Source organism: Pseudomonas sp. IPO3774 (genome assembly GCF_013386835.1).
Lineage (GTDB): Bacteria > Pseudomonadota > Gammaproteobacteria > Pseudomonadales > Pseudomonadaceae > Aquipseudomonas.
On the sequence record NZ_JACAQY010000016.1, the window covers coordinates 60,800 to 87,191 of the forward strand.

Below are 26,392 nucleotides of genomic sequence, written 5' to 3' on the forward strand. Positions count from 1 at the left end.
AATCAGCTCCTCAGGCCAGGGTGGGCAGCGGGCCCAGCTTGCCCTTGTGGTAGATCATCGGTGTGACCGGTTGCTCGGGCAGGATCAGGTTTTTCACCGCTCCGACGATGATCGCGTGATCGCCACCGTCGTATTCGCGCCACAACTCGCACTCGATGATCGCCGTGGCCTTGGCCAGCAGCGGATTGCCCAGTTCGCTCAAGTGCCACTCGATGCCCTTGGCCTTTTCCTTCCCCTTGCTGGCAAAGGCATAGGCTTCGGCGGTCTGGTCGGCGGACAGCAAATGAATCGCAAAGCGCTTGCTGTCGCGCAGGATCGGATAGGTGTCCGATGCATAGTTGGGGCAGAACAGGACCAGTGCCGGGTCGATCGACAGCGCACTGAATGCGCTGGCGGTGATGCCGACGATGCCGCCATCCGGGTCGAGGGTAGTGACGACCGTCACCCCGGACGGGAATGAACTCATGACGTCTTTGTAAATGCCGGGTTCGATCATGGTCGGGGTCTCTTAACGCATCACAAAAGGATCAGGCATGGGCGCCTGGGAAAGGTTGATCCACACCGTCTTCAGCTCGGTGTAAGCCAGTACCGAATCGATGCCACTTTCACGTCCATAGCCGCTGTTCTTGAAGCCGCCAATGGGCGCCATGGCCGAGACGGCGCGGTAGGTGTTGACCCAGATAATCCCCGAACGCACGTCGCGGGCCAGGCGGTGGGCACGACCGAGGTCGCGGGTCCAGATGCCGGCGGCGAGGCCGAACTGAGAGTCGTTGGCGATGGCCAGGGCTTCGGCTTCGTCCTTGAAACGGATGACCGAGGCCACCGGGCCGAACACTTCTTCCTGCATGATCTTCATCGAGTTGCGGTCGCACTCGAACAGGGTCGGCTCATAGAACCAGCCTTCGCCCAGGTTCTGCGGACGCTTGCCACCGGTACGCAGGCGCGCACCTTCAGCGATGGCATCCGCCACCAGGCCTTCGACCACGGCCAGTTGCTGTGCGGTGGCCATGGGGCCCATTTCACTGGCGTCGTCCTGCGGGTTGCCGATGCGAATGCGTTTGGCGCGCTCTACCAGGCGCTCGACGAATTCGTCGTAGATTTCATCCTGCACCAGCAGGCGCGAGCCAGACACACAGCTTTGCCCCGACGCCGCGTATATCCCGGCAATCGCACCATTGATGGCGCTGTCGAGGTCGGCATCGGCAAAGATGATGTTCGGTGACTTGCCGCCCAGTTCCAGCGACAGCTTGGCGAAGTTCTCGGCGCTGCTGCGTACTACGTGCCGCGCCGTGGCTGCGCCGCCGGTAAAGGCGATCTTGCGCACCAAAGGGTGGCGGGTGAGGGCGGCGCCGGTGCTTGGGCCGTAGCCAGTCACCACATTGACCACGCCCGGCGGAATGCCAGCCTCCAGGGCCAGGCGCGCCAGTTCGAGGATGGTCGCCGAGGCGTGCTCCGACGGTTTGATCACGATGGTATTACCCGCTGCCAGGGCCGGCGCGAGTTTGATCGCGGTCAAGTACAGCGGGCTGTTCCATGGAATGATCGCGGCCACCACGCCCATGGCTTCGTGCACGGTGTAGGCGAAGAGGTCCGGCTTGTCCAGCGGCAGGGTGCCGCCCTCAAGCTTGTCGGCCAGGCCTGCCGTGTAATGGAAGAACTCCGGCAGGTAACTGACCTGACCGCGTGTCTCGCGGATCAGCTTGCCATTGTCGCGGCTTTCGAGCTGTGCCAGTTGTTCCTTGTTTTCGGCAATCAAATCTCCCAGGCGGCGCAGCAGTTTGCCCCGCGCGGTAGCGGTGAGGCCACGCCAGGCCGGGCTGTCGAAGGCGCTTTGCGCGGCCTGCACGGCGCGCTCCACATCCGTCTCGTCGGCGTCGGGCAGTTGCGCCCAGGGTTCGGCCAGGGCCGGGTTGAGGCTGTCGAAAGTCTTGCCGGACAGGGCATCGACCCATTCACCGCCGATGCACATCTGGAAGCGTGCGAGTGTCATGCAACGATCCCCTTTATTGGATTTTTTTGGGTGTACACCGTGTCAAGAAAGCCCAGCAGCAGTTGGTTGACCAGCCGCGGCGATTCCACTGGCATCATATGCCGTTGCTCGGCCAGCACTGCAACCGTCGCACCGGGAATGCGATCGGCCAGTTGCCGGGCCATCTCCGGGGTCGAGCCCGGGTCGAGTTCACCGGTGGCGACCAGGGTCGGCGCGCGCAAACCCTTGAGGTCGTCGGCGCGGTACATGTCCTGGGTCGCGAACAGCTCGTACGTGGTGAGGTAGCCCTGGGGGTCGTTGCCCGCCAGGGTTTCACGCAGCGCAGCGATCTGCGCCGGGTTGGCTGCCTGGTACTCGCGGCTGAACCAGCGTGACAGCGCGGCTTCGGCATTCGCATCCGGGCCATGCTCGGCGGCCTGGGCAGTGCGTGCGATCACCCCGGCACGCTGTTCGGCGCTGCGGTTGAACACACTGTTGAGCACCACCAGGCCTTGCAGGCGTTCGGGGTAATGCAAGGCAAACGCCCGCGCAACCAGGCCGCCCATGGAAAACCCGATCACCGTTGCCTGAGGCAGTTGCAGGTGGTCGAGCAGTTCCAGCAATTGGTCGGCATACCCCAGCAGCGGGGTGCCGGCAGCCGGGCGCGGGCTGGCGCCATGGCCCAGCATGTCATAGGTGATCACGCGATAATTCGTGGCCAGGCCAACGACTTGCCCGCCCCACATTTCTTTATTCAGGCCCACGCCGTGGATCAAAACCACAGGCTGGCCTTGGCCGGTCGCCAGATAACTGGTGCCAGCCGGGGTGCGATCAGCGGTGAGCTGAATCATGGAGCGCTCCTGCATGTTTTTTGTTTGGGTGACCGGTCTTGCTTACTGGGCTTTCTCGGCTGCCAGCTCTTCCAGGTCGATGTAACGGTTGCCGATGCGTGGGTGCAGGCGGCCGCCGTCGGCGCACCCAAGGACCACCACGATCTCGTCGGCACGCGGGGAATCTTCTATCTGCATTTCCAAGGTGATGTAGTGCGAGCGCAGCCCTTCGTCATCCTTGTGCATCATCGGGATTTGAATCGATGTGCCCGGGCCACCGCGCTTGTTGGTAAAACTCAGGTAGCTCTTGGCCTTGACCGCTTCGCGGTAGTGGTTGCCAAAGCGCAGGGTATGGATGATTGCCGAGGCGTGTTCGATTTCACCGTCGGCACCGACCACGGCGGCCTTGCCATAGGCTTCGATGTTGTCTGCACCACCGATAATGCCAATCAGGCGCTCCACCATCAGTGCGCCGAGATCCGAGCAGTTGGCACGGATTTCCGGTTTCAGGTCTTCGACAAAACCGCGACCCAGCCACGGGTTTTTCAGGACGACAGCCAGGCCCACCATAGTCACTGGCGTGTCGGAGGCCTTGCCGCCTTCAATAAAGGTTTCTTCTACATAGCTGACGATCTTGCGGATTTCAAAACTCATGGCTGCTCCACCTGGGTGCTGATTGGTTTGTGTATGATGGTATACCATAATACCGCAAGCGCAAGAGCTGCAAGCAAACTGAAGATGGGTTCGCGCGATAAAAGGTCGAGCGGATGGCTTTTTCTGATCTTGAGATCCCAGTGGCTCTTATGCAGGGCGGGGCCCCAGGACGGCTTTCAATCCCAAGAACAGGTCTATCAGGGGATAACGTTGCAGCTATTAGAGTTTTCTGCGAACGAGGCTAATCTTTGAAAACGTCACTAAAAGGTGTGCCAAGCATGTCAACTGAATCGAAATGCCCTTTCAACCACGCTGCGGGTGGCGGCACCACGAACCGAGACTGGTGGCCCCAGCAACTGAATCTGAAGATCCTGCATCAGCATTCCTCCCTCAGCGACCCTATGGGTGAGGGCTTCGATTACGCCAAGGCGTTCCAGAGCCTTGACTTTGAAGCGGTCAAGCAGGATTTGCGCGATGTCATGACGCAATCCCAGGACTGGTGGCCGGCGGACTTTGGCCATTACGGCCCGCTGTTCATTCGCATGGCCTGGCACAGCGCCGGGACCTACCGTACCGCCGACGGTCGCGGCGGTGCCGGTTCCGGTCAGCAGCGCTTTGCACCGCTCAACAGCTGGCCTGACAACGTCAGCCTGGATAAGGCCCGTCGCCTGATCTGGCCGGTCAAGCAAAAGTACGGCCGGCGGATTTCCTGGGCCGATTTGATCGTACTCACCGGTAACGTTGCGCTGGAGTCGATGGGGTTCAAGACCTTCGGGTTCTCCGGCGGTCGCCCGGATGTCTGGGAGCCGGACGAGGACGTTTACTGGGGCGCCGAGACCACGTGGCTGGGGGGAGAAGAGCGTTACGGCGTGCAAAAGAAAATGCAGCAGCCGGGTGATGGTCCGTTGGTGGCTGAACCGCAGAACCATGGCAACGAAGAAAGCCGCACCGGGGGCGGTGAGCGCAACCTGGAAAATCCCCTCGCCGCTGTGCAGATGGGCTTGATCTACGTGAACCCGGAAGGGCCTGAAGGTGTTCCGGATCCGGTCGCCTCGGCGAAGGATATCCGTGAAACCTTCGGTCGCATGGCGATGAATGACGAAGAGACCGTAGCCCTGATCGCCGGCGGTCACGCCTTCGGCAAGACCCACGGCGCAGGTCCGGCGGATAACGTCGGCCCGGAACCGGAAGCGGCTGGCCTGGAAGAGCAGGGGCTGGGCTGGAAAAACAGCTTCGGCAGCGGCAAGGGCGGTGACACCATCACCAGCGGGCTGGAGGTGACCTGGACTTCGACGCCGACAAGATGGAGCAATGAGTACCTCGAAAACCTCTTCGGCTTTGAATGGGAACTGACCAGGAGCCCGGCGGGCGCCCACCAGTGGACGCCGAAGAACGGTGCTGGCGCCGGCAAGGTTCCGGATGCCCATGACGCCGGCAGGCGGCATGCGCCGAGCATGCTGACCTCGGACCTGGCGCTGCGCTTCGATCCGGCGTACGAGCAGATCTCCCGACGTTTCCTGGCCAACCCGGACCAACTGGCAGACGCCTTTGCCCGTGCCTGGTTCAAGCTTACCCACCGCGACATGGGCCCGCTTGCGCGTTATCTCGGCCCGGAAACCCCCGCGGAAGAGTTGCTGTGGCAGGACCCGATTCCTGCGGTCGATCATCCACTGGTGGATGAGCAGGATGTGGCGGCGCTCAAGCAAAAGATTCTCGCCGCCGGGCTAACGGCCTCGCAGCTGGTTTCGACGGCATGGGCAGCGGCGTCCACCTTCCGCGGCTCCGATAAACGCGGGGGAGCCAATGGCGGGCGCCTGCGCCTGGCTCCGCAGAAGGACTGGGCGGTCAACCAGCCTGAGCAACTGTCGGGCGTACTGAAGCGTCTCGAAGCTATTCAGGGCGACTTCAATGCCGCACAGACGGGAGGCAAAAGGATTTCCCTGGCCGATCTGATCGTGCTGGCGGGCAATGTGGGGGTTGAGCGGGCGGCCCAAAATGCCGGCCGCCAGACCACGGTGCCTTTCACGGCAGGGCGCACGGATGCTTCCCAGGAGCAGACGGATGTCGAGTCGTTCGGTTTCCTTGAACCGGTCGCCGATGGCTTTCGCAACTACCAGAAGGGGCACTACAAGGTGTCGGCCGAAGCGTTGCTGATCGACAAGGCGCAACTGCTGACATTGACCGCACCCGAAATGACGGTGCTGTTGGGCGGACTGCGGGTCTTGGGTATCAATGTCGGGGAAAGCAAGCACGGGGTGTTCACCGAGCGCCCGGGAACCCTGACCAATGACTTCTTCAGGAACCTGCTGGACATGGGCGTTGAATGGAAGCCAGTCACCGGCACCCACGATACCTTTGAGGCGCATGACCGCAAGACCGGTGCCGTCAAGTGGACTGGCACCCGGGTCGACCTGGTGTTCGGTTCGCATGCCCAGTTGAGGGCGCTGTCCGAGGTCTATGGCAGTGCCGACGCCGAGGAAAAATTCGTCGAGGACTTCGTGGCGGCCTGGACCAAGGTGATGAATCTGGATCGCTTTGAACTGGCCTGACACTGGCGCCTTACGTTTACAGGCCCACGCTGTGGGCCTGTTCGCTAGCGGCCTGGGCTTATCCAGGTTTCCAGGTCCGTTGCGGTCATGGGCTTTGCTATCAGGTAGCCCTGCGCTTCGGAACATCCCCACTGTATCAAGAGGTCGAGGATTTCCTGGTTCTCTACGCCTTCGGCAACGACTCGGTAGCCGAGCCCTTTCGCCAGGCCTATCAGGGTTTTAACCAACTGCTTGTCATTTTGATTGCTGCCCAGCCCGCTGATCAATGATTGATCCAGCTTGACGGTAGTGGCCGGCAGTTCCTTCAGGTACGCCCAGTTACTGTAGCCCGTGCCGAAATCATCAACCGCGACCTCTATGCCAATCTGCCGAACGCGCTGCAGTTGCCGGATGACTTCCTCAGGGTTGGTCATCAACATGCTTTCCGTAAACTCAAGTTCAAAGTCGGCAGGGTCAAGGTCATGCCGGTGAAGCTCATCAATCATCGCGTCCACGAACTCGGAGCTTTCCAGATCGCTGACGGTAATGTTCATCGCTATTCGCAGGCGCACGCCTTGTGCTTTCCAGGCTGCGGCTTGCCGGATGATTGCGTTGAGCACCCATAATCCAACGGACGGTATCAACGCGGTTTTTTCGGCCAGGGGGATGAACTCGGCAGGGCTGATGGGGCCAAGCAACGGATGGTTCCAGCGTAGCAATGCCTCTACTGAATCACAGCTTCCCGAGGGCAGTTTGACTTTGGGCTGATACACCAGGCTGAACTGTTTGTCGCAGCTGACCGCTTCCGGCAACGAACTCAGCAACATGAACGCGCGTTGTTGAGCTGCATCAAACTGGGGTTCATAAAGAGACCAGCCCAGCTTGCGGTCACGTGCCTCATCTGCCGCACTCACCAGCAGGCGCAGCCAGTCTTGCTGGCCGGAGTGGTGAATGGGCAGCACGCCAATCCCGACTTGCATGAGGATGGGGATGCCGTGGCATTCAACAGGCTTTTTGAAGTCCTTGAGAATACTTTCGCAGATGTGCTCGGTGGTTTGATTCTCCTCAAGGATGAAGCCAAACCGCGTCGGGCTGATTTTGTAAAGCAGGCACTGCGCGGGTAACAGGTTTTGCAGGCGAGATTTGATCGCCAGAACCAGGTCTCCGGCAAAGCTGTAGCCCAGGGCCTTTACAATATCGTTGAGAAACTTTGGCGAGATAATGTCAACTGCGTACACATGGCACGCGTTTTCAAGCTTAAGCGCTTGACGTATATCTTCCTCAAGCCTGAGTCGATTGAATAGCCCCGTCGGTTGGTCTACGAAGTTGCGGGACCGCATGCCCTGTATGCGCATCATGACCAGCTCGGCAAAGTCGTTGAGCATTGCACTGTCACGCTCGCTCATGGGAGGGCGGGGGACAGTATCAATGATGCAGAGACTTCCCAGGGTAAAGCCATCCTCCGTGATCAATGGCGCGCCCGCGTAATAACGAATATGCGGCGGCCCCGTGACCAGGGGATTGTCTTTGAAGCGGGCATCCAGCGTTGCGTCCGACACCTCCAGCAGGGCGTTGTCCAGGGTAGAGTAGGCGCAAAAAGACACTTCTCGCGGTGTCTGCGTTTCTGTAATTCCCACCCGTGCCCTGAACCATTGCCGGTGTTTATCGACAATTGAAATCAGTGCGATGGGGGCGTTGTAATAGGCAGACGCCATCTCGACGATCTTTTCAAATACATCATCACTATCGCTGTCGGTTGGACAAAATTTCGCGACCTCTTTTAGCCGTTCAATTTCATTCGGCGGAATAGGAGCGCCTTCGCCCATGACAATCCTCAAAGTGGTTATGTTCGTACAACAAGGTATCAGACAGTGCCATCATTATGATGTTGTTTTTCTATTCATCAGATAGCTCAAGGGTATGGCGTCCGGGTGATCTCTTCCTGCGTATCTCCCTAATTCTTGCGCCCTGCGGATGAATGTACGCGCGGGGCAGCGAAGTGGATGCACGGCATTAAAAATTTTTCCCGCATTTCCGCACTTCTAGTTCACCCGGGGCGCCGCCTTGATGGCCATGTACGCATCCTTGATGGGCTCAAAACCATATTTCTCTTCCAGCCGTTTCACGATGAAGTGCCCCCGCGCCATGTCCTGGTAGAAGTGGGTGAACAGCGTATTGATCGTCGCCCCGGTAAAGGCGCCCATCACCGGAACGGCCTGGGCTGCGAACTTGCTGGAAATGGTAAAGCCAAAACGTGTCGCGACTTTATCGATGAGGATCGCCAGCCATTTCCCGGCTTGGCCCGGGGACAAGCTGCTGATGGCCTTGGAGCCCTGCTTGGCGGCGATCCCCGCCAGTTCCTTGGACAGTTGTTGCATGGCCTGGGTGGTGAAGCTGCGGGTCATGTAGTAACCGGTCTCCGTTGCATCGTCGGCCTGGCTGGTGCCACCCATGGCAAACACCTCGATGCAGGCTTGTTTGGTCGAAAAGTCGCCCAGGTCGAAACCCTCGCTGCGCGCCACGTCGGCGACCGCGCGCATCATGATGGTGGTGGAGATCGGCAGCTCGATAAACAGCGCCGCGAAACCGAAGGCCCCGCCGATGGCGCCCGAGGTGGCCGCAAAAGCCTTGTGCAGCCGGGTCGAGGCCGGTTTTTTCGGACTGTTGTCCAGGCTTTTCAGCGCCGCGCCGGCGGATGAATGCAGCGCTGCCGCCACCGCGCCATTGATCCGTTTGGAAACCACCCCCGGCAATGCCTTTACCGCGCTTTCAATCGGGGAGCCGATCATGCCGGACAGCCTGGCCGTCAGGGAGGGTGACTCCAGCAAACCGACGGCCCGCTTGAGATCCTGATAGTCCTCGGGATTGTCGCTGATGCTCACAGGCGTCTCCTTGAAATTTTTCCGGCTTTGATAAAACAAAGACCCGCGAAGAGGGCCATCGTGCCGTCACGCTTTACCCATTCTTTACCTGCGCGGGTGCTGCGTTCGCCGGCGGGTCGGTTAGGCTGCCAGTTACCTTGAACTGAACGGCGGTGTGAATCGAATGAACCTTCAACCTCGGTACTGGCTGGCGGTGAGCGCCCTGGTGGGCGGCCTGGGATTGATTGCGGGGTGTGCGGGCGATCCGCCAAACCCGCGGGCCGAATTCAGCGAGCGGGTCAACAAGGAACTGAGCACCGCGTATCAACCGTCCCATTATGAAACGTCCGGCTGGGGCGCGACCTGGCAGCTCGACAAGCAATCGGTGAACGTTGCGTGGCTGGCACCGGTGACCCATGAGCGCCTGCCGCTGATTATCTACTTGCCGGGTTTGGGTGAGCCGGCCTCGGGCGGGGTGGCGTGGCGCAAGGCTTGGGCGCAGGCCGGTTATGCGGTGCTGTCGGTTCAGGAGCCCGCCCATGATCAGTCGATCTTTGCCTCGCAGCAGGCGGTATATGGCGACTTTCGCGGGATGGCGAGCAGTCATTACTCCGCCGCCGCCCTGCGTGACAGGCTGTCGACCTTGCAGAAAGTCCTGAGCGAAGTTCGGGCACGGGCCGCCAAAGGCGACGCGCAACTGGCGGCCATCGACTGGAACCAGGTGGTGGTGGCCGGCTTTGATTTTGGCGCGCAGACCGCTGAGGCACTCGCCGGGGCGCTGGAGCCCGGGGCCACCCCGGGTGTCGGGCTTCAACCCAAGGCGGTGTTGCTGCTCAGCCCTTATGTGGACGCCGATGCCCGGCCGGACGTGTTCGCCCGGATAACGGCGCCCGTGCTGTCGATGACCGGCCAGCAGGATGAAGACCCGTTCAACTGGGTCAGCTCTTACCGTCAGCGAGAGGTGTTGGGCGAGTCGGTGACAGCGGCGGGCAGTGTTCAGCTGGAGTTGAACAGTGCGACGCACAAGACCTTGTCCGGGAGCGAGCTGTTCAGCCGGCCGGCGAAAAGGGCCGACAAGGGCAGTGCTTCGTCTGGCGACGCGCCCAAGGGGCGGGGGCACAAGCACGGCGCCAAACCTGGCGGCGGCGGCCCGATGGCGGGCGAACCGGCGCCGGACCCCAAGCAGGTGGCCGCGATTCAGGCCATGGGTGTGGCGTTCCTGGATAGCCGGGTCAAACACAATCCCGCCGCCACCGAATGGTTGCAACAGGGCGCGTCAACCTGGCTGGGTGAGGCGGGACGGTTGAAATAATGGCGGCGGGCTTCCCCCCGCCAAGCGTGATGTATAAGTTTCTCAAACGTCATCAACCATCTTTTTCCGGCGTGATACGCTAGCCTTACTTTTGAATTGGCACTGGTCGTTCCCGCGTATACGGCGACAGTGAGGAGTGAACATGTCGAAAATTTCCCACCAGGATCTACGGCGCTCGTTTCGCGAGCTGCTGGCCTCCCAACACTGCTTTCACACCGCCTCGGTGTTCGACCCGATGTCCGCCAGGATCGCTGCAGACCTGGGCTTCGAAGTCGGCATCCTGGGAGGCTCGGTGGCGTCATTACAGGTCCTGGCTGCACCGGACTTCGCGCTGATTACCCTGAGTGAGTTCGTCGAGCAGGCCACCCGCATCGGCCGGGTGGCGCAGCTTCCGGTGATCGCCGACGCCGACCACGGCTACGGAAATGCACTGAACGTGATGCGCACCGTCCAGGAACTGGAGCGTGCTGGCGTCTCGGCGCTGACCATTGAAGATACCCTGCTGCCCGCGCAGTTCGGGCGCAAATCCACCGACCTCATCAGCACGGAAGAGGGCGTGGGCAAGGTCAAGGCGGCCCTGGAGGCCCGGGTCGATCCGCAGCTTTCGATCATCGCGCGGACCAACGCCGCCGTGCTGCCGGTGGAGGACGTTATCCATCGCACCAAGGCGTATCAAGAGGCTGGCGCAGACGGCATCTGCATGGTGGGTGTCCGTGACTTCGACCACCTTGAACAGATCGCCGAAGGCCTGACGGTGCCGTTGATGCTGGTGACCTACGCCAACCCGCATCTCAATGACAACGAACGCCTGGCCAAACTGGGTGTGCGGATTGTGGTTGCCGGGCACGGCGCGTACTTCGCCTCGATCAAGGCCACCTACGACAGCCTTCGCGAACAGCGCAACCTGACGCGCAGCACGTCAAACCTGACCGCCAGCGAACTGACCCACACCTACACGTTCCCCGACACCTACGTGAGCTGGGCCAAAGAGTTCATGGATGTTCAAGAGTGACATGACCCTGCAGGAGCGAGCTTGATCGCTCCTGCAGAAGCTCTAAGCTAATTCCATAAAATTATTTATTTTATTTTTTATAGATCAATATCATCTAACTGAGTTGACCCTTGGAGAGCCGGAGTCCGCGCTGTTCAAGTCTTATCCGCTCAGGAATCTATAAAAATGAACACGCTGAAACTGGCCCGCAACCTCCTCTCGGCCGTGGGCCTCGCTGTCCTCTCCCTAAGCGCTCAATCCGCTGACCTCACCATCGGCTACATCAACGGCATCGACCCGATCAAACGCGCCATCGCCGATGGCGAATATGAAAAAGGTATCGGCCAGAAGATCGATTGGCGCAGATTCGACGCGGGCCCGGCCGTCCTGGCCGCCATGGCTTCCGGTGATGTGCAGATCGGCAACCTGGGTTCCAGCCCGTTGGCCGCGGCGGCTTCGCGAAACATGCCGCTGGTGGCGTTCATTGTCAGCGCGCAGATTCGCAGTTCCGAGGCCCTGGTGGTTCGCGACGGCAGCGGGATCAAGACCCCTGATGACCTGATCGGCAAAACCATCGCCGTGCCCTTTGTGTCGACCTCCCATTACAGCCTGCTGGGCGCGCTGAAGCACTGGAACCTGGACCCGCGCAAAGTCAACATCGTCAACCTGACACCGGCACAAATCACCGCCGCCTGGGCCCGCGGCGATATCGACGGGGCGTTTACCTGGTCGCCTGCCCTGGGTGAAATCCGTAAGACCGGCAAGATCCTCACGGATGCTGCCGAAGTTTCCAACTGGGGCGCCCCGACCTTTGAGGTGTGGGTAGCGCGCAAGGATTTCGCTGAAAAGAATCCGAAGGTCGTTGCCGATTTTGCCAGGGTCAGCCTGGCGGCGATTGCCGATTACGCCGCGCATAAAAAAGACTGGACCGCTGATTCTGCCCCCGTGAAGAGCATCGCCCGACTCACAGGCGCCAACGCTGCGGACATTCCCGAGCTGCTCGAAGGCTCGTCGTTCCCGACGGCCGCCGAACAAAAAAGCGCGCAATACCTCGCCGGTGGCACCGCCAGGGAAATCGGCAAGACCGCCGAATTTCTGAAAGAGCAGGGAAAAATCGAAAAGGTCCTGCCTGACTATTCCGCCTTCGTCAGCGACAAGTTCATCGGAGAATAATCATGGGCCTGACGCTTCATCCCCTTGGCCCTACCATCGGCGCCGAGGTTGAGGGGCTGGATATGGCCCTGCCTCTGACGGATCAACAACACGACTGGGTGGAGCAAGCACTGCTGCAGCACCAGGTGTTGTTCTTCCGTAACCAGGCCATTACCCCCGGGCAGCACGTGGCATTTGCCGCGCGGTTTGGTGATTTGCACCGGCATCCGATTTACCCGCACGTTGACCGGCACCCGGAATTGCTGCTGATCGACACCGCCGTGACCGATGTCCGCGACAACGCCATCTGGCACACCGATGTGACCTTCCTCGCCGCACCGGCGATGGGCTCCGTGTTGGCGGCCAGGCAAGTGCCTGCGTTCGGCGGGGATACGTTGTGGGCCAATGGCGTGGCTGCGTTTGAAGGGTTATCGGCCCCCGTCAGGCAACTGCTCGACGGCCTGACCGCCACCCACGAATTGACCAAATCATTTCCCACCGAGCGCTTCGGCAGCACGCCCGAAGCATTGGCGCGCTACGAAAAAGCCCGGAAGGATCACCCGCCGCTGTCACACCCGGTGGTCAGGACGCATCCTGCCACCGGGCGCAAGGCGTTGTTTGTGAATGAAGGCTTTACTACGCGGATCAATGAGCTTGAGGTGGCGGAAAGTGATGCGTTGCTGCGGTTATTGTTCAGCCACGTGAGCCGTCCGGAATTCACCGTGCGTTGGCGATGGAAGGCGAATGATGTAGCGTTCTGGGATAACCGCATTACCCAGCATTACGCGATTGATGATTACCGACCGCAAAGGCGGGTGATGCACCGCGCGACGATGTTGGGTGACGTGCCTTTTTGATGGAGGATCGGTCGATGGACTTGCCCTTGGTGATCAACCCTGACGACTATCTGGAAACCGAGTTCGGCAGGGAATTCACGCCTGAACGAAATCGACAGGCATGGCAGCTCGCGTATGCGCGGTTGAGGCACGAGCTGTCACAGGCGGCAAAGGGCACTCATGTGTACGTGGTCATGGGCGTGCAGGGGGCGGGCAAGTCTCGCTGGGTGGCGGAAAACCTTGAGCGATTGGGGCACGGCGCAATCGTCTTCGATGCTGCTTTGCCGGCGCGGCGTCATCGGGAGGAGCTGCTGTCCATCGCGAGGGACTATGCAGTCCCGGTGGTCGGCGTCCTGGTGAGCGCACCGCTGGAGCTGGCGTTATCGCGGAATGCCCAACGCAATGCCGACAAAAAGGTGCCGGAGGACGCGCTGAAAAGCGTGTTCAGCATGCTCGAGCCACCCAGTGAAGACGAAGGATTCGTGTGGGTGCAAACCATTGAACAGCAGGCGCCGCTGCCCACAACCCTGCAAACTGACCGGATGACCCTGGTTGCGCCTGATGTGGCGCTCGCTGAAAAACTCGCCGATGCCTTGAACGCCAGCTACGCGCTGCACCGCCGGTTTCTCGTGTGGAGCAAGCCGCACTGGACGCTGGAGGACACGCAGGAAAGCCTGCAGCGCGCGGCAAAAGACTTCGATGCGCCTGTCGGGGAGAAACGGTATTTCCTGTTATCTCGCGACGATCCCCAGGCATTGGTGGGCTGTATCGGCCTGCTGCCGCTGGCCGATGAGATTCACAGCTACGAAGTTGGCTATTGGGGCAATCAGGCACACGCCGGTCATGGGCTGATGAGGGAGGCATTGACCGCTCTGGTTTCGCAGTTGAGCGGGCACACACTGCGCCTGACCACTTCTTCGGCGAACATATCCAGTCAACGACTGGCTGAGGCAACGGGGTTTGAATGGGTGGAAACCCTTCAAGGCGCGCGGCGCTGCGAGTACTTCGGCGTACGCGATACGCTGGTTTACCGCCGGACCGCGCGCTGACCCTAAAGGTACTCACACTCCCCACGCAGCAGCGAAAGCTGAACCAGGTCTTGATGAGCTGCGTTCCAGTAACCCGCCTGCCTCAATGTTCCTTCACGCACGAACCCGGCTTTCTCAAGCAGGTTCAGTGACCGGGCGTTGTCAGGATGAACCAGCGCTTCGATCCTGTTGAGTTCCATGTGCTGGAACGCCCATCGAAGGGCGGCGTAAACCGCTTCCTTCATGAGCCCCTGTCCCTGTGCCGATTGCGCCATCTCAAACCCGATGGCGCAACTGCGCCACGTACGATTCCATTTGAAGAAACCACAGGTGCCGATCAGCTTTGCCGTGGCTATGTCCTCAATCCCCCAGCGAATCCCCGGATTGGCTGAGGTGCGCCAACTGGCAAACAGTTCGATCAATTGCTCCGCTTGATGAGGCGCGGTGATTGGGTCGGCACCGAACCACTTCATTGCTTCAGCGTCGCTATGAATCGCAAACAACCCCACCGCATCCTCCTGTGTAAGTTCTCTGAGGGTCAGGCGTTCGGTTTTGAGAGTCGGAAAATCGGACACTGCGGGCGTCACCTTTTGGAAAAAGATTCGCTAAGGTGTGTCGTGCGGAATAAAAAATCAATCTGTTCAGTGGTGACGCAGGGCGTCACGGGATACGAACACACGCTCCTGATCAACTGGGATCAACTGGGATCAACTGAGATCAACTGTGGGAGCTGTCGAGCCCCAGCGAGGCTGCGATGCAGGCGCCGCGGTCTGGCAGGTACGGCGCGGTGATCCCATCGCAGCCTCGCAGTGGCTCGACAGCTCCCACATTGGTCTCAGCACTCACTCCTCGCGTTTCACCACCAACGTCAAGATGTCATAACTGGCCACCAGCTCACCCAGCTGGTTGGTCACCTCCACATCCCACGCCACCACGCCTTGCGGAATGCCCTGGGGGCTCTTCTTGCCCTGGTCGATCTTGCGCTTGCAGGTCAGCCGCGCCTGGATGGTGTCGCCAATGCCCACCGGGTTGATAAACCGCAGGGTGTCCAGCCCGTAGTTCGCCAGCACCGGCCCCGGTGCCGGAGACACAAACAGCCCGGCCGCCGCCGACAGCACAAAGTAACCATGGGCAATGCGTTTGCCGAATTGCGATTCCTTGGCGGCGATGTCATCGAAGTGCATGTAGAAGTGATCGCCCGACAGGCAGCCGAAGTTCACCAGGTCGGCCTCGGTGACGGTGCGGCGGTGGGTCAGCAGCGATTCGCCAATCTGCAGGTCCTGGAAGAAGCGGCGGAACGGGTGCACTTCGGTCTCGATGACCTTGGCGCCGCGTACGTACTCGCCGGTGACCGCCGCCAGCATGGTCGGTGAGCCCTGTACTGCTGCGCGTTGCAGGTAGTGTTTCACGGCGCGCAAGCCGCCGAGTTCTTCGCCGCCACCGGCGCGGCCCGGGCCGCCGTGCTTGAGTTGCGGCAGGGGCGAGCCGTGGCCGGTGGATTCGGCGGCGGATTCGCGGTCGAGCACCAGCAGGCGGCCGTGCCACGCGGCAGCCACCGGGATGGCTTTGGCAGCGATCTGCGGGTCTTTGGTGATCAGGCTCGCGACGAGGCTGCCTTTGCCGCGTGCGGCCAGGGCCAGGGCTTCGTCGAGGTCGTCGTAGGCCATCAGCGTGCTGACCGGGCCGAAGGCCTCGATGTCGTGGGCGCCGCCTTCCGCATGCGGGTCGCGGGCTTGCAGCAGGGTCGGGGCGAAGAACGCGCCCTGGCTGACGTTTTCACCGCGGGGTTCAAAGCCGTCGCGGGCGCCGAACAGCATGTCGCTGCTCTGCAGCAGGCTTTCCAGGCGTTCGGCCACGTCTTTCTGCTGGTCGTGGGAGGCCAGTGCGCCCATGCGCACGCCTTCCACCGACGGGTCGCCCACCACGACTTTTTTCAGGCGGTCCCGCAGGCGGGTGGCGACGGCGTCGATATGTTTGGCCGGCACGATGGCGCGGCGAATGGCGGTGCATTTCTGCCCGGCCTTGGTGGTCATTTCCCGGGCGACTTCCTTGATGAACAGCTCGAACTCTTCGTCGTCCGGGCTTACGTCCGGGGCGAGGATCGCGCAGTTCAGCGAGTCGGCCTCGGCGTTGAACGGCACCGAGTTGCGGATCAGGTTCGGGTTGACCCGCAGCTTGGCGGCGGTGTCGGCTGAGCCGGTGAAGGTCACCACGTCCTGGCCTTGCAGGCGGTCGAGCAGGTCGCCGGTGCTGCCGATCACCAGTTGCAGGCTGCCGGGTGGCAGCAGGCCGGATTCGTCCATCAGGCGCACCACGGCTTCGGTCAGGTAGCTGGTGGCGCTGGCCGGCTTGACGATGCATGGCATGCCCGCCAGGAAACTCGGGGCGAATTTTTCCAGCATGCCCCAGATCGGGAAGTTGAACGCGTTGATGTGCACCACCAGGCCGCCACGAGGCACCAGGATATGGGTGCCGGCAAAGCTGCCGAGCTTGCTCAGCTGCATCGCCGGGCCTTCGTGGACGATATTGCCCGACGGCAATTCCCGCGAGCCCAGGCTGGCGTAGGTGAACAGCGTGCTGTTGCCGCCTTCGATATCGATCCAGCTGTCGGCACGGGTCGCGCCGCTGTGGTGGGAGAGGGCGTAGAGCTGTTCCTTGCGCTCGCTCAGGTACAGCGCGATGGCCTTGAGGCGCTGGGCCCGCTGCTGGAAATCCAGGGCCATCAGCCCGCTGACTCCCTGGCGGCGCCCGTGTTCGATGGCTTCGGCGAAGTCCGGGCGCTCCTCGTGAGTGCGTGCCAGCTCGTGGCCGTCAATGGCGCTGCGCAGCACCTGGGCGCCGTGTTGGCCGATCCAGCGGCCAGCGATAAAACTTTGCAGGGTAGGGGCGTGAGACATCACGATTCCTCCGGGTTGGAAAATGAGAGTTAGTGTTTGCTGGCGCCTGCGGCACCAATGCCCGTCATGGAGCGAATGAACTGCGCCAGGTAACGCCCGCGTTCAACGGCAGCGCGGGGCGAGCGGTCGGTGACGGAAAAGACCCAGGCGCTGAAAAACGCCAGGCTCATGGAAAACAGGGCAGGGTTGGAATAGGGGAACAGCGCCTTGTCGTAATGCAGTACGTTGACCCACACCGCCGGGCTCAGCACCAGCAGCACGATGGCCGAGACCAGTCCCGCCAGGCTGCCGGTCACCGCGCCACGGGTGGTCAGGCCCTTCCAGTACATCGAGAGGAACAGCACCGGGAAATTCACCGAGGCGGCGATTGCCAGTACCAGGCCGGACAGGAACGCGATGTTCTGCGACTCAAACAGCAGGCCGAGGATGATCGCCAGCACGCCGATGCACAGCGTGGCGATGCGCGACACGCGGATTTCCTGCTGCTCGCTGGCCTGGCCCTTGCGGATCACGCAGGCATACAGGTCGTGGGACACCGCCGACGCGCCGGACAACGCCAGCCCGGCGACCACGGCCAGGATGGTCGCGAAGGCCACCGCCGAAATGAACCCGAGGAACAGGTTGCCGCCCACGGCCTGTGCCAGGTGCACGGCGATCATGTTGCCGCCGCCGATGATCGCGCCGTTGGCATCCCGGAAGCTTGGGTCAGTACCCACCATGACGATGGCGCCGAAGCCGACGATGATCAGCAGCAGGTAGAAGTAGCCAATGAAACCGGTGGCGTAGAACACGCTCTTGCGCGCTTCCTTGGCGTCGCTGACGGTAAAGAAGCGCATCAGGATATGCGGCAACCCGGCGGTGCCGAACATCATGCCCAGCCCCAGGGAAATCGCATCGATCGGGTTCGACAGCAAGCCGCCCGGCGCCATGATCGCGCTGCCCTTGGCGTGCACGGCGGTGGCCCCGGCGAACATCGCCTCGGTGCTGAAACCAAAGTGCTTGAGCACCATGAATGCCATGAAGGTGGTGCCGAACAGCAACATCACCGCCTTGATGATCTGCACCCAGGTGGTGGCGAGCATGCCGCCGAAGGTCACGTAGAACACCATCAGCACGCCCACCAGCATCACCGCGTACAGGTAGTCGATGCCGAACAGCAGCTCGATCAGCTTGCCGGCGCCCACCATCTGCGCCACCAGGTACATCAGCGCCACGGTCAGGGTGCCGAAGGCCGAGGTCAGGCGCACCGGGGTCTGCTCCAGGCGGTAGGACACCACATCGGCAAACGTGTACTTGCCCAGGTTGCGCAGGCGCTCGGCGATCAGGAACAGGATGATTGGCCAGCCGGCCAACACGCCCAGGGCGTAGAGCAGGCCGTCATAACCGTTGAGGAACATCATCGCCGAGATGCCGAGGAATGACGCCGCCGAGATCATGTCGCCGGCAATCGCCAGGCCATTCTGGAAGCCGCTCATGCCGCCGCCGGCGGTGTAGAAGTCGCTGGCGGAACGGGTGCGCAGGGCGGCCCAGCGAGTCACGCCGAGGGTGAACAGCACGAACACCAGGAACATGCCGATGGCGTTCCAGTTCAGTGGCCGGGATGCGCCGTCGGCGGCGACTGCAAGGTCCGTGGCCAATGCCAGCGGCAGGAGAAACCACGCTACCAGCCGGCTCATGCTGTGCACTCCTGCTTGAGTTTGTCGTTCAGCGGGTCGATCACATGGTTGGCGCGGTACACATAAAAGCCGGTCAGCGCGAACGCCAGCAGCACAATCACCACACCCACCAGCATGCCCACGGTGGTCACGCCGCCGCTCAACGACTGCCCGAGGGTAGCCGGGGAGAACGCCACCAACAGCACAAACCCGAAATAGATCACCAGCATGATCAGCGACAGCGACCAGTACAGGTTCTGTTTGCGGCGTACCAACTGGATGAAATCGGGATGTCGACGGATGCGCTCGATATCGTCGGGGGTCATGGTGGTGTGCTCCTTTTTATTGTTGTTGTGGTTAAACCTGCGTCCTGTAGGAGCGAGCTTGCTCGCGAAAAACCTGAGGGCGCCGCGTTGATTCAGGCTACCCGCGTCATCGTTAACGATCTTCGCGAGCAAGCTCGCTCCTACAGGGGAGCGGTGTGTCCTTAAAGCTGATCGAAATCCAGTACCACCTTGTCGCTGACCGGGAATGCCTGGCACGACAGCACATAGCCGGCGGCCACTTCGTAGTCTTCGAGGGCGTGGTTGCTGTCCATCTCCACTTCGCCTTCGATGACTTTGCATTTGCAGGTGGAGCACACGCCGGCCTTGCACGAATACGGCAGCTCGGCGCCCTGGGCATTGCCCGCGTCGAGGATGCTCTGAGTGTTGCGGGGCAGGTCGAAGGCAAGGGCGCGGCCATCGCTGATCACCGTGATCTGGCTGACCGCCGCATCCACTTGCCGCGCCGCTTCGCGGGCCTCGCGCTTGTGCTGGCTGCCGGCGGCGGCGAACAGTTCGAAATGGATGCGCTCCGGCGCCATGCCCTTGGCCTTGAGGCTGTCGCGCACGGTCTCGGTCATCTCCTGCGGGCCGCAGATAAAGGCCGCGTCGAGGGCTTTTACGTCGAGCCAGCGGGAGAACAGTTGCTCGCACTTCTCGGCATTGATGCGGCCGTTGTAAAGGTCGACATCCTGCTGCTCGCGGCTGAACACGAAGATCAGGTTCAGGCGCTGCAGGTAGCGGTTCTTCAGGTCTTCCAGCTGTTCGCGAAACAGCGCACCGGAGCTGGAACGGTTGCCGTACAGCAGCGTCACGCGGCTGTGGGGCTCGGTTTGCAGGGTGGTCTTGATGATCGACAGGATCGGCGTGATACCGCTGCCGGCCGCCACTGCCAGGTAATGGCCGTGGCGAGCCGGATCAAGGTCCACATGAAAATGCCCGGCGGGCGGCATCACTTCCAGGCTGTGCCCGACCTTGAGCTGTTCATTGGCAAAGGCGGAGAACCGTCCACCGGCCACGCGCTTGATGGCGATGCGCAGTTCACCGTCATTGACCCCGGTGCAGATCGAATAGGAACGGCGCACTTCCTCGCCATCCAGCTGGGTGCGCATCACCAGGTGCTGGCCCTGGGTGAAGTGGAAGCTGTCTTGCAGATGCTGCGGAATCTCGAAGGCGATGGACACCGCATCACGGGTCTCGTTGCGCACATCCTTGATGGTCAGGCTGTGAAATTTGCTCATTGTTGTTCTCCAACCAAGCGGGCCGCAGGCCCCTCAGATGCACTTGAAATAGTCGAACGGTTCCAGGCAATCGCGGCAGCGGTGCAGCGCCTTGCAGGCGGTGGAGCCGAATTCGCTGAGCACTTCGGTGTGGGTGCTGCCGCATTGCGGGCAAGCAATCACCGGGCTTTCTCCCAGCAGGCTGCGTTTGCTGCTACTGCCTTGGGGCGGTGCGATGCCGTAGGCCCGCAGGCGTTCGCGGCCGCTGCTGGTGATCCAGTCGGTGGTCCAGGCCGGGGTCAGCTTGCGTTCCAGTTGCGGCGCGCGGAAACCTGCCAGCTCCAATGCATCGCGGATGTCGCCCTCGATCACTTCGGTGGCGGGGCAGCCGGAGTAGGTCGGCGTGACCACCACATGCAAGTGGCCGGCCTGCCAGTCCAGGTCGCGCACTATGCCCAGGTCGACCACGCTCACCACCGGCACTTCCGGGTCCATGACCTGCGCCAGGGTGGCCCACGCGGCAGCCAGGTCGGTGGGTTGCGCCGGGCGTGCGCCCTGGTCGCTGGCGATCAGCTCACCAGGTTGCATCGGGGTACGCTCGGGGCAAAAACTGCATTTCCGCCAACAAAATTCCCAGGTGCTCGCTGTGCAAACCGCGGCGTGCATCCAGGTAGAAATAGCTCGCAGCAGGCGGCAGGGGCAGGGTGGCGCTGGTAAAGATTTCGCTGACCTGGGTTTGCCACGCTGCGGCAACCTGAGCGGCGTCCGGCGTAATGCCGGCGGCGTGCAGGCGCTGTTCACTGTCGTCGGCGCCGGTCAGTTCCACGGTGAACCGCCACAGCTCGGGGATCGCCGCGAGCATGCGTTTATGGCTTTCCTCGGTGCCGTCTCCCAGGCGCTCCACCCACTCGCCGGAGCGGCGCAGGTGATAGGTGACTTCCTTCACCGCCTTGGCCGCGATGCCGGCGATGCGTTCGTCGCTGGATTGGGCCAGGCCGCTCAACACCGGCAAGTGCCAGGCGTCATACAGGAATTGCTTGAGGATGGTCACCGCGTAGTCGCCGTTGGGTTGTTCCACCAGCAGCAGGTTGCGATAGGCCCGCTCATCCCGGCGGAAGGCCAGGTGATCGGCGTCGCGCCCGTCGTCCAGCAGCTCGGCGGCGTATTCCAGCCAGTTGCGCGCCTGGCCCACCAGGTCGAGGCCGACGTTCATCAGTGCCAGGTCTTCTTCCAGCGCCGGCGCATGGCCGCACCACTGGCACAGGCGCTGGCCCTGGATCAGGGCGCTGTCGCCGAGGCGCAGCAGGTATTCGATCAGATCGGTTTCAGGGTTCATGGTCGACCTCACATATGCCCGACTTCGGCCGGCAACTCGTAGAAGCTGGCGTGGCGGTAGACCTTGTCATCGGCCGGGTCGAACAGCGGGTCTTTCTCGTCCGGCGACGAGGCGGTGATCAGCGCGGAAGGCACTACCCACAGGCTCACGCCTTCACTGCGGCGGGTGTACAGCTCCCGGGCGTTTTCGATGGCCATGGTGGTGTCGGCGGCATGCACGCTGCCCACATGCTTGTGATTCAGGCCGTGCTTGCTGCGCACGAAGACTTCAAACAGGGTCCATTCAGACATAGCGGTGACTCCACATCAGGTGGCCGATCAGGCGGCGTTCTTGTTCTGTTTTTTACGGGCGTGGGCGACGGCGGCTTCGCGTACCCAGGCACCGTCTTCAATCGCCTTGCGGCGGGTGGCGACGCGTTCCTGGTTGCACGGGCCGTTGCCCTTGAGCACTTCGTAGAACTCGCTCCACTGGATCTCGCCGAAATCGTAATGGCCGCGTTCGGCGTTCCACTTCAGGTCCGGGTCGGGGCAGGTGCAGCCCAGCAGCTCCAGCTGCGGGATGGTCTGGTCGATGAAGCGCTGGCGCAGTTCGTCGTTGCTCTGGCGCTTGATTTTCCAGGCCATGGACTGGGCGCTGTTGGGGGAGTGTTCGTCGCTGGGGCCGAACATCATCAGCGATGGCCACCAGAGGCGGTTGATCGCGTCCTGGACCATGTCTTTTTGCGCCTGGGTGCCCTGGCGCATCATGGTCAGCAGCAGTTCGTAGCCCTGGCGCTGGTGAAAGCTTTCTTCCTTGCAGATGCGCACCATGGCCCGGGAGTAGGGGCCGTAGGAGGTGCGCTGCAGTACCACCTGGTTGACGATGGCGGCGCCGTCTACCAGCCAGCCTACTGCGCCCATGTCGGCCCAGTTCAGGGTGGGGTAGTTGAAGATGCTGGAGTACTTGGCCTTGCCGCTGTGGAGCTTGGCGATTTCTTCGTCGCGGTCGGCGCCCAGGGTTTCCATGGCGCTGTAGAGATACAGGCCGTGGCCGGCTTCGTCCTGGATCTTGGCCATCAGTTGCAGCTTGCGTTTGAGGGTGGGGGCGCGGGTGACCCAGTTGCCCTCGGGCAGCATGCCGACGATTTCCGAGTGGGCGTGTTGGGAGATCTGGCGGATCAGGGTTTGACGGTAGGCGTCGGGCATCCAGTTCTTGGCTTCGATCTTGATCTCGGCGTCGATTTTTTCCTGGAAAGCGCGTTCCTGGTCGGACATCTCGGAGAGGTCCTTGATGCGCTTTACTCCGGTTTCTACAAGCTGTGCGTACATGGGGGGTCTCCCGCCTTGTGTTTTGTCGTAGGCATGGAGGACTTTATAAGCGATACGGAAATTAATATCAAACACAAAATATGGTGTCGTTATTTGATTTTGTATCGCTTTGCGGGAAGGGAGCAGATATCTGTCGCTACGGTAACGGCGGCATAGGGTTCCCGGTCATCGTGGTAAGCAGGGCCAGTAGGCAAAAAACAGGGCCGCTTTATGTGGGAGCGGGCTTGCTCGCGAAGAACCTGAGTGCGCCGCGTTGAATCAGGATGCCCGCGTCATCGTTAACGACCTTCGCGAGCAAGCCCGCTCCCACATTTGAACCGTGTGCGCCTTTGATTTTGCTGGTGCTCTACCCCCACCCCAAAAAACGAGCAAAAAAAAGCCCCGCAAATGCGGGGCCAAAAAGGTGCAGCAGTCATGCCTTAGGGCGACGATCCATCACATGGCAAGCCTTGCCCTCAGACCGCTTGATCGAATGCAGCGGCTGCAAAACGATGCGCGAGCTGATCCCGATATACGTCTTGATGTGCTTGCTCAGTTCGCTGGAGACGGCTTTCTGTTGTTCGTCATTGAGGTGCTGATGCTCAGCCTTGAGCTCCACATGTACATCCACACTGTCCAGGTTGCCATTACGATACAGATGTATCTCATAACACTCTGAAAGCTGTTTTATTTTAAGCACCTGTTCCTCGATCTGCGTGGGAAACACATTAACCCCGCGAATGATCAGCATGTCATCACTGCGCCCGGTGATCTTGTCGATCCGCCGCATCGGCCGCGCAGTCCCCGGCAGCAACCGCGTCAAATCCCGGGTGCGGTAGCGAATCATCGGCAGCGCCTCCTTGCTCAAGGAGGTAAACACCAGTTCTCCCATCTGCCCGTCCGGCAGCACCTCACCCGTCACCGGGTCGATGATCTCCGGGTAGAAGTGATCCTCCCAAATGGTCGGGCCATCCTTGGTTTCCGCACACTCCATGGCCACCCCGGGCCCCATGATTTCCGACAGCCCATAAATATCCAGCGCCGTAATCCCCAGTCGCGCCTCGATTGCACTGCGCAGCTCGGCAGTCCACGGCTCGGCCCCAAAGATCCCCAGTCGCAACGCCAGCTTCTGTGGATCAATGCCCTGGCGCTCGATTTCATCGGCAATGTTCAGCATGTACGAGGGCGTGACCATGATGATGTCCGGCTGGAAATCCTTGATCAGTTGCACCTGTTTTTCCGTCTGCCCGCCGGACATCGGAATCACCGTACAACCCAGTCGTTCCGCGCCGTAGTGGGCACCAAGGCCGCCGGTGAACAGCCCGTAGCCATAGGAAATATGCACCTTGTCGCCACGCCGCCCACCGGCCGCGCGGATCGAGCGGGCCACCACGTTGGCCCAGGTGTCGATGTCGTTCTGGGTGTAACCCACCACCGTCGGCTTGCCGGTAGTGCCGCTGGACGCATGCAGGCGCACCACCTCGTTCATCGGCACGGCAAACATGCCGTAGGGGTAACTGTCCCGCAGGTCGCCCTTGGTGGTGAACGGGAACCTGGCCAGGTCGTCCAGGGACTTGATGTCATCCGGGTGCACCCCCAGCGCGTCGAAGCGCTGACGGTACAGCGGCACATTCTGGTAGGCGTGGCGCAGGCTCCAGCGCAGGCGCTCCAGTTGATGGGCGCGCAGTTCGTCGACGCTGGCGGTTTCCAGCGGGTCCAGCACAGGGTTAAGCACGGCGTTTGGAATAGGCATGTTCATGAGTTCACTCGAATTATTTTTGTGTATCAGCCCACCGCACACCGTGGGCTTTGAGTGCATGCCCCAAGGATACCGCTAGGCTCCCCGGGAATCGCGAATCTTTAGTCGGACAGGCGCTCGATGATCAGCGCGATGCCTTGGCCCACGCCGATGCACATGGTGCACAGGGCGTAGCGGCCGCCACGTTCCTCCAATTCATGCAGGGCGGTAGTTACCAGCCGTGCGCCGCTCATCCCCAGTGGATGGCCGAGGGCGATGGCGCCGCCGTTGGGGTTCACCCGTGGGTCGTTGTCCCCCAGGCCCAGCTCGCGCAGCACCGCCAGGCCCTGGGCGGCGAAGGCTTCGTTGAGCTCTATCACGTCCATGTCCGCCAGGCTCAGGTTGGCCAGTTCCAGCACCTTGCGGGTCGCCGGCACCGGGCCGATGCCCATGATGCGCGGTTCCACGCCGGCGGTGGCCATCGCCACCACCCGGCCGCGGGCGACCAGGCCGTGACGCTTGGCAACTTCCGCGCTGGCCAGCAGCAGGGCGCAGGCGCCGTCGTTGACCCCGGATGCATTGCCGGCGGTGATGCTGCCACCCTCGCGGAATGGCGTGCCGAGTTTCTGCAGTTGTTCAAGGGTGGTGTCGCCGCGGGGGTGTTCGTCGTGTTCCACCACCTTGGCCGGGCCTTTGCGCTGGGGGATTTCCACCGCGACGATTTCCCTGGCCAGGCGCCCGCTGGCCTGGGCGGCGGCTGCACGTTGCTGGCTGCGCAGGGCAAACGCGTCCTGGTCGGCGCGGGAGATATTGAACTGCTCGGCGACGTTTTCAGCGGTCTCCGGCATTGAGTCGATCCCGTAGGCCTTTTTCATCAGCGGGTTGACGAAGCGCCAGCCAATGGTGGTGTCGTATAGCTGCGCATCGCGGGAAAACGCCTGTTCGGCCTTGCCCATTACCAGCGGCGCACGGGACATCGACTCCACGCCGCCTACCAACATCAAGCCGGCCTCGCCACAGCGAATCGCCCGGGCCGCGCTGCCGATGGCGTCCAGCCCCGAGCCGCACAAACGGTTGAGGGTGGTGCCCGGCACGCTCACCGGCAGCCCGGCCAGCAGCGCCGACATGCGCGCCACGTTGCGGTTGTCTTCGCCGGCCTGGTTGGCGCAGCCGTAGATCACATCGTCGACGCTGCCCCAGTCCACTTGCGGGTGGCGGCGCAGCAGTTCGCGCAGCGGCACCGCTCCGAGGTCGTCGGCGCGCACGCTGCTCAAGGCGCCGGCGTAGCGGCCGATCGGGGTGCGGACTGCGTCGATGATCAAGGCGTCATTCATTCGGATTCTCCTGCGCCAGCACCGTGCCGCGCACTTTGTAGGATTTGCCATGGAACAGCGCAATCAGCTGGCCCAGTTGGTTTTCGATACGGACGTCGTAGTTGCCGGTGCGACCCGAGCGGCTTTGCTCGCGACAATCGGCACTCAAGGTGTCGCCCAGGTGGGCCGGGGCGATGTAGTCGATGCTGCAGCCCAGCGCCACGGTGGCGTCGTTGTAGCTGTTGCAGGCCAGGGCGAATGCCGAGTCCGCCAGCGCAAACAGGTAGCCGCCGTGGCAGGTGCCGTGGCCCTGGATCATGTCGGCGCGCACGCTCATGCCCAGTCGTGCGCAACCCGGCTCCACCGAGAGCAGGCGCATGCCCATGCCCTGGCTGGCGGCATCGCGGCTGAACATGGCCTGGGCGCACTGGTTGGCCAGGTTCATGGCTTCATGGTTGGTCAT

The 26,392-nt window shown here is 61.8% G+C and carries 24 protein-coding genes; 6 read left to right on the top strand and 18 right to left on the bottom strand.

The window, feature by feature from the left end:
* Positions 1 to 10 precede the first annotated feature (10 nt).
* Genes HYE77_RS10195 through HYE77_RS10210 form a run of 4 tightly spaced genes read right to left on the bottom strand, consistent with a single transcriptional unit; the run spans position 11 to position 3,453 of the window.
* Positions 11 to 496: a flavin reductase family protein gene (locus HYE77_RS10195; protein WP_010567340.1), complete on the bottom strand. Its 486-nt coding sequence runs from the start codon at positions 494 to 496 to the stop codon at positions 11 to 13.
* Positions 497 to 508: 12 nt separating this feature from the next.
* Complete coding sequence (locus HYE77_RS10200) at positions 509 to 1,990, bottom strand: aldehyde dehydrogenase (protein ID WP_087694300.1); 1,482 nt, start codon at positions 1,988 to 1,990, stop codon at positions 509 to 511.
* Positions 1,987 to 2,820: an alpha/beta fold hydrolase gene (locus HYE77_RS10205; protein WP_102368700.1), complete on the bottom strand. Its 834-nt coding sequence runs from the start codon at positions 2,818 to 2,820 to the stop codon at positions 1,987 to 1,989. The genes HYE77_RS10200 and HYE77_RS10205 overlap by 4 nt, the downstream gene beginning before the upstream one ends.
* 42 nt (positions 2,821 to 2,862) lie before the next feature.
* Entirely contained in the window at positions 2,863 to 3,453 is a 591-nt protein-coding gene (locus tag HYE77_RS10210; protein WP_087694298.1) for an amino acid synthesis family protein, read from the bottom strand.
* A gap of 278 nt (positions 3,454 to 3,731) precedes the next feature.
* On the opposite strand from HYE77_RS10210, the gene katG reads away from it, so the two are divergent.
* Positions 3,732 to 6,002, top strand: coding sequence for a catalase/peroxidase HPI (katG, locus tag HYE77_RS10215; protein ID WP_177068748.1), 2,271 nt, complete (start codon positions 3,732 to 3,734; stop codon positions 6,000 to 6,002).
* A 44-nt stretch (positions 6,003 to 6,046) separates the two neighbouring features.
* Here the strand turns inward: katG and HYE77_RS10220 are convergent, their stop codons facing one another.
* Positions 6,047 to 7,807, bottom strand: a complete 1,761-nt coding sequence (locus HYE77_RS10220) for an EAL domain-containing protein (protein ID WP_177068749.1) — start codon at positions 7,805 to 7,807, stop codon at positions 6,047 to 6,049.
* Between the two features lie 216 nt (positions 7,808 to 8,023).
* Complete coding sequence (locus HYE77_RS10225; protein ID WP_177068750.1) at positions 8,024 to 8,863, bottom strand: EcsC family protein; 840 nt, start codon at positions 8,861 to 8,863, stop codon at positions 8,024 to 8,026.
* 163 nt (positions 8,864 to 9,026) lie between these two features.
* Between HYE77_RS10225 and HYE77_RS10230 the strand changes: the two genes are divergently transcribed.
* The 5 genes from HYE77_RS10230 to HYE77_RS10250 all read left to right on the top strand — a co-directional run bounded on the left by HYE77_RS10230 (position 9,027) and on the right by HYE77_RS10250 (position 14,182).
* Positions 9,027 to 10,154: an alpha/beta hydrolase gene (locus HYE77_RS10230; protein WP_177068751.1), complete on the top strand. Its 1,128-nt coding sequence runs from the start codon at positions 9,027 to 9,029 to the stop codon at positions 10,152 to 10,154.
* Between the two features lie 142 nt (positions 10,155 to 10,296).
* A complete protein-coding gene (locus HYE77_RS10235) occupies positions 10,297 to 11,166 on the top strand; it encodes an oxaloacetate decarboxylase (RefSeq protein ID WP_003208921.1) in 870 nt (289 codons plus the stop codon).
* Between the two features lie 165 nt (positions 11,167 to 11,331).
* Positions 11,332 to 12,318 (top strand): taurine ABC transporter substrate-binding protein, encoded by a 987-nt coding sequence (gene tauA / locus HYE77_RS10240; RefSeq protein ID WP_087694293.1) that lies wholly within the window; start codon positions 11,332 to 11,334, stop codon positions 12,316 to 12,318.
* 2 nt (positions 12,319 to 12,320) lie between these two features.
* The gene (gene tauD, locus HYE77_RS10245) at positions 12,321 to 13,154 is read left to right on the top strand and encodes a taurine dioxygenase (protein WP_177020198.1); all 834 of its coding nucleotides are present in this window, start codon (positions 12,321 to 12,323) and stop codon (positions 13,152 to 13,154) included.
* Between the two features lie 14 nt (positions 13,155 to 13,168).
* Entirely contained in the window at positions 13,169 to 14,182 is a 1,014-nt protein-coding gene (locus HYE77_RS10250) for a GNAT family N-acetyltransferase (RefSeq protein WP_177068752.1), read from the top strand.
* Positions 14,183 to 14,184: 2 nt separating this feature from the next.
* Here HYE77_RS10250 and HYE77_RS10255 read toward each other — a convergent pair whose 3' ends face one another.
* The 12 genes from HYE77_RS10255 to paaI form a co-directional block, all read right to left on the bottom strand.
* Positions 14,185 to 14,736: a GNAT family N-acetyltransferase gene (locus tag HYE77_RS10255; protein WP_003208913.1), complete on the bottom strand. Its 552-nt coding sequence runs from the start codon at positions 14,734 to 14,736 to the stop codon at positions 14,185 to 14,187.
* Between the two features lie 267 nt (positions 14,737 to 15,003).
* Positions 15,004 to 17,058: a phenylacetic acid degradation bifunctional protein PaaZ gene (paaZ, locus tag HYE77_RS10260; RefSeq protein ID WP_003208911.1), complete on the bottom strand. Its 2,055-nt coding sequence runs from the start codon at positions 17,056 to 17,058 to the stop codon at positions 15,004 to 15,006.
* A 29-nt stretch (positions 17,059 to 17,087) separates the two neighbouring features.
* Complete coding sequence (locus tag HYE77_RS10265) at positions 17,088 to 18,734, bottom strand: cation acetate symporter (protein WP_003208909.1); 1,647 nt, start codon at positions 18,732 to 18,734, stop codon at positions 17,088 to 17,090.
* Complete coding sequence (locus HYE77_RS10270; RefSeq protein ID WP_003208907.1) at positions 18,731 to 19,039, bottom strand: DUF485 domain-containing protein; 309 nt, start codon at positions 19,037 to 19,039, stop codon at positions 18,731 to 18,733. Before HYE77_RS10270 ends, HYE77_RS10265 begins: the two co-directional genes overlap by 4 nt.
* Positions 19,040 to 19,200: 161 nt before the next feature.
* Entirely contained in the window at positions 19,201 to 20,277 is a 1,077-nt protein-coding gene (paaE, locus tag HYE77_RS10275; RefSeq protein ID WP_177020202.1) for a 1,2-phenylacetyl-CoA epoxidase subunit PaaE, read from the bottom strand.
* 33 nt (positions 20,278 to 20,310) lie between these two features.
* Positions 20,311 to 20,844 (bottom strand): 1,2-phenylacetyl-CoA epoxidase subunit PaaD, encoded by a 534-nt coding sequence (gene paaD, locus HYE77_RS10280; RefSeq protein WP_003208903.1) that lies wholly within the window; start codon positions 20,842 to 20,844, stop codon positions 20,311 to 20,313.
* Positions 20,831 to 21,592: a 1,2-phenylacetyl-CoA epoxidase subunit PaaC gene (gene paaC, locus HYE77_RS10285; RefSeq protein ID WP_177068753.1), complete on the bottom strand. Its 762-nt coding sequence runs from the start codon at positions 21,590 to 21,592 to the stop codon at positions 20,831 to 20,833. The genes paaD and paaC overlap by 14 nt, the downstream gene beginning before the upstream one ends.
* Before the next feature lie 8 nt (positions 21,593 to 21,600).
* Positions 21,601 to 21,882: a 1,2-phenylacetyl-CoA epoxidase subunit PaaB gene (gene paaB, locus HYE77_RS10290; RefSeq protein WP_003208899.1), complete on the bottom strand. Its 282-nt coding sequence runs from the start codon at positions 21,880 to 21,882 to the stop codon at positions 21,601 to 21,603.
* A 27-nt stretch (positions 21,883 to 21,909) separates the two neighbouring features.
* Positions 21,910 to 22,899 carry a 1,2-phenylacetyl-CoA epoxidase subunit PaaA gene (gene paaA / locus HYE77_RS10295; protein WP_003208897.1) on the bottom strand — a complete coding sequence of 330 codons (990 nt, stop codon included), beginning with the start codon at positions 22,897 to 22,899 and terminating at the stop codon, positions 21,910 to 21,912.
* Positions 22,900 to 23,311: 412 nt separating this feature from the next.
* Positions 23,312 to 24,637 (bottom strand): phenylacetate--CoA ligase PaaK, encoded by a 1,326-nt coding sequence (gene paaK / locus HYE77_RS10300; protein WP_177067939.1) that lies wholly within the window; start codon positions 24,635 to 24,637, stop codon positions 23,312 to 23,314.
* Positions 24,638 to 24,738: 101 nt separating this feature from the next.
* On the bottom strand, positions 24,739 to 25,950 hold the full coding sequence (gene pcaF, locus HYE77_RS10305; protein ID WP_177068754.1) for a 3-oxoadipyl-CoA thiolase: 1,212 nt from the start codon (positions 25,948 to 25,950) through the stop codon (positions 24,739 to 24,741).
* Positions 25,943 to 26,392, bottom strand: a complete 450-nt coding sequence (gene paaI / locus HYE77_RS10310) for a hydroxyphenylacetyl-CoA thioesterase PaaI (RefSeq protein WP_177068755.1) — start codon at positions 26,390 to 26,392, stop codon at positions 25,943 to 25,945. The genes pcaF and paaI overlap by 8 nt, the downstream gene beginning before the upstream one ends.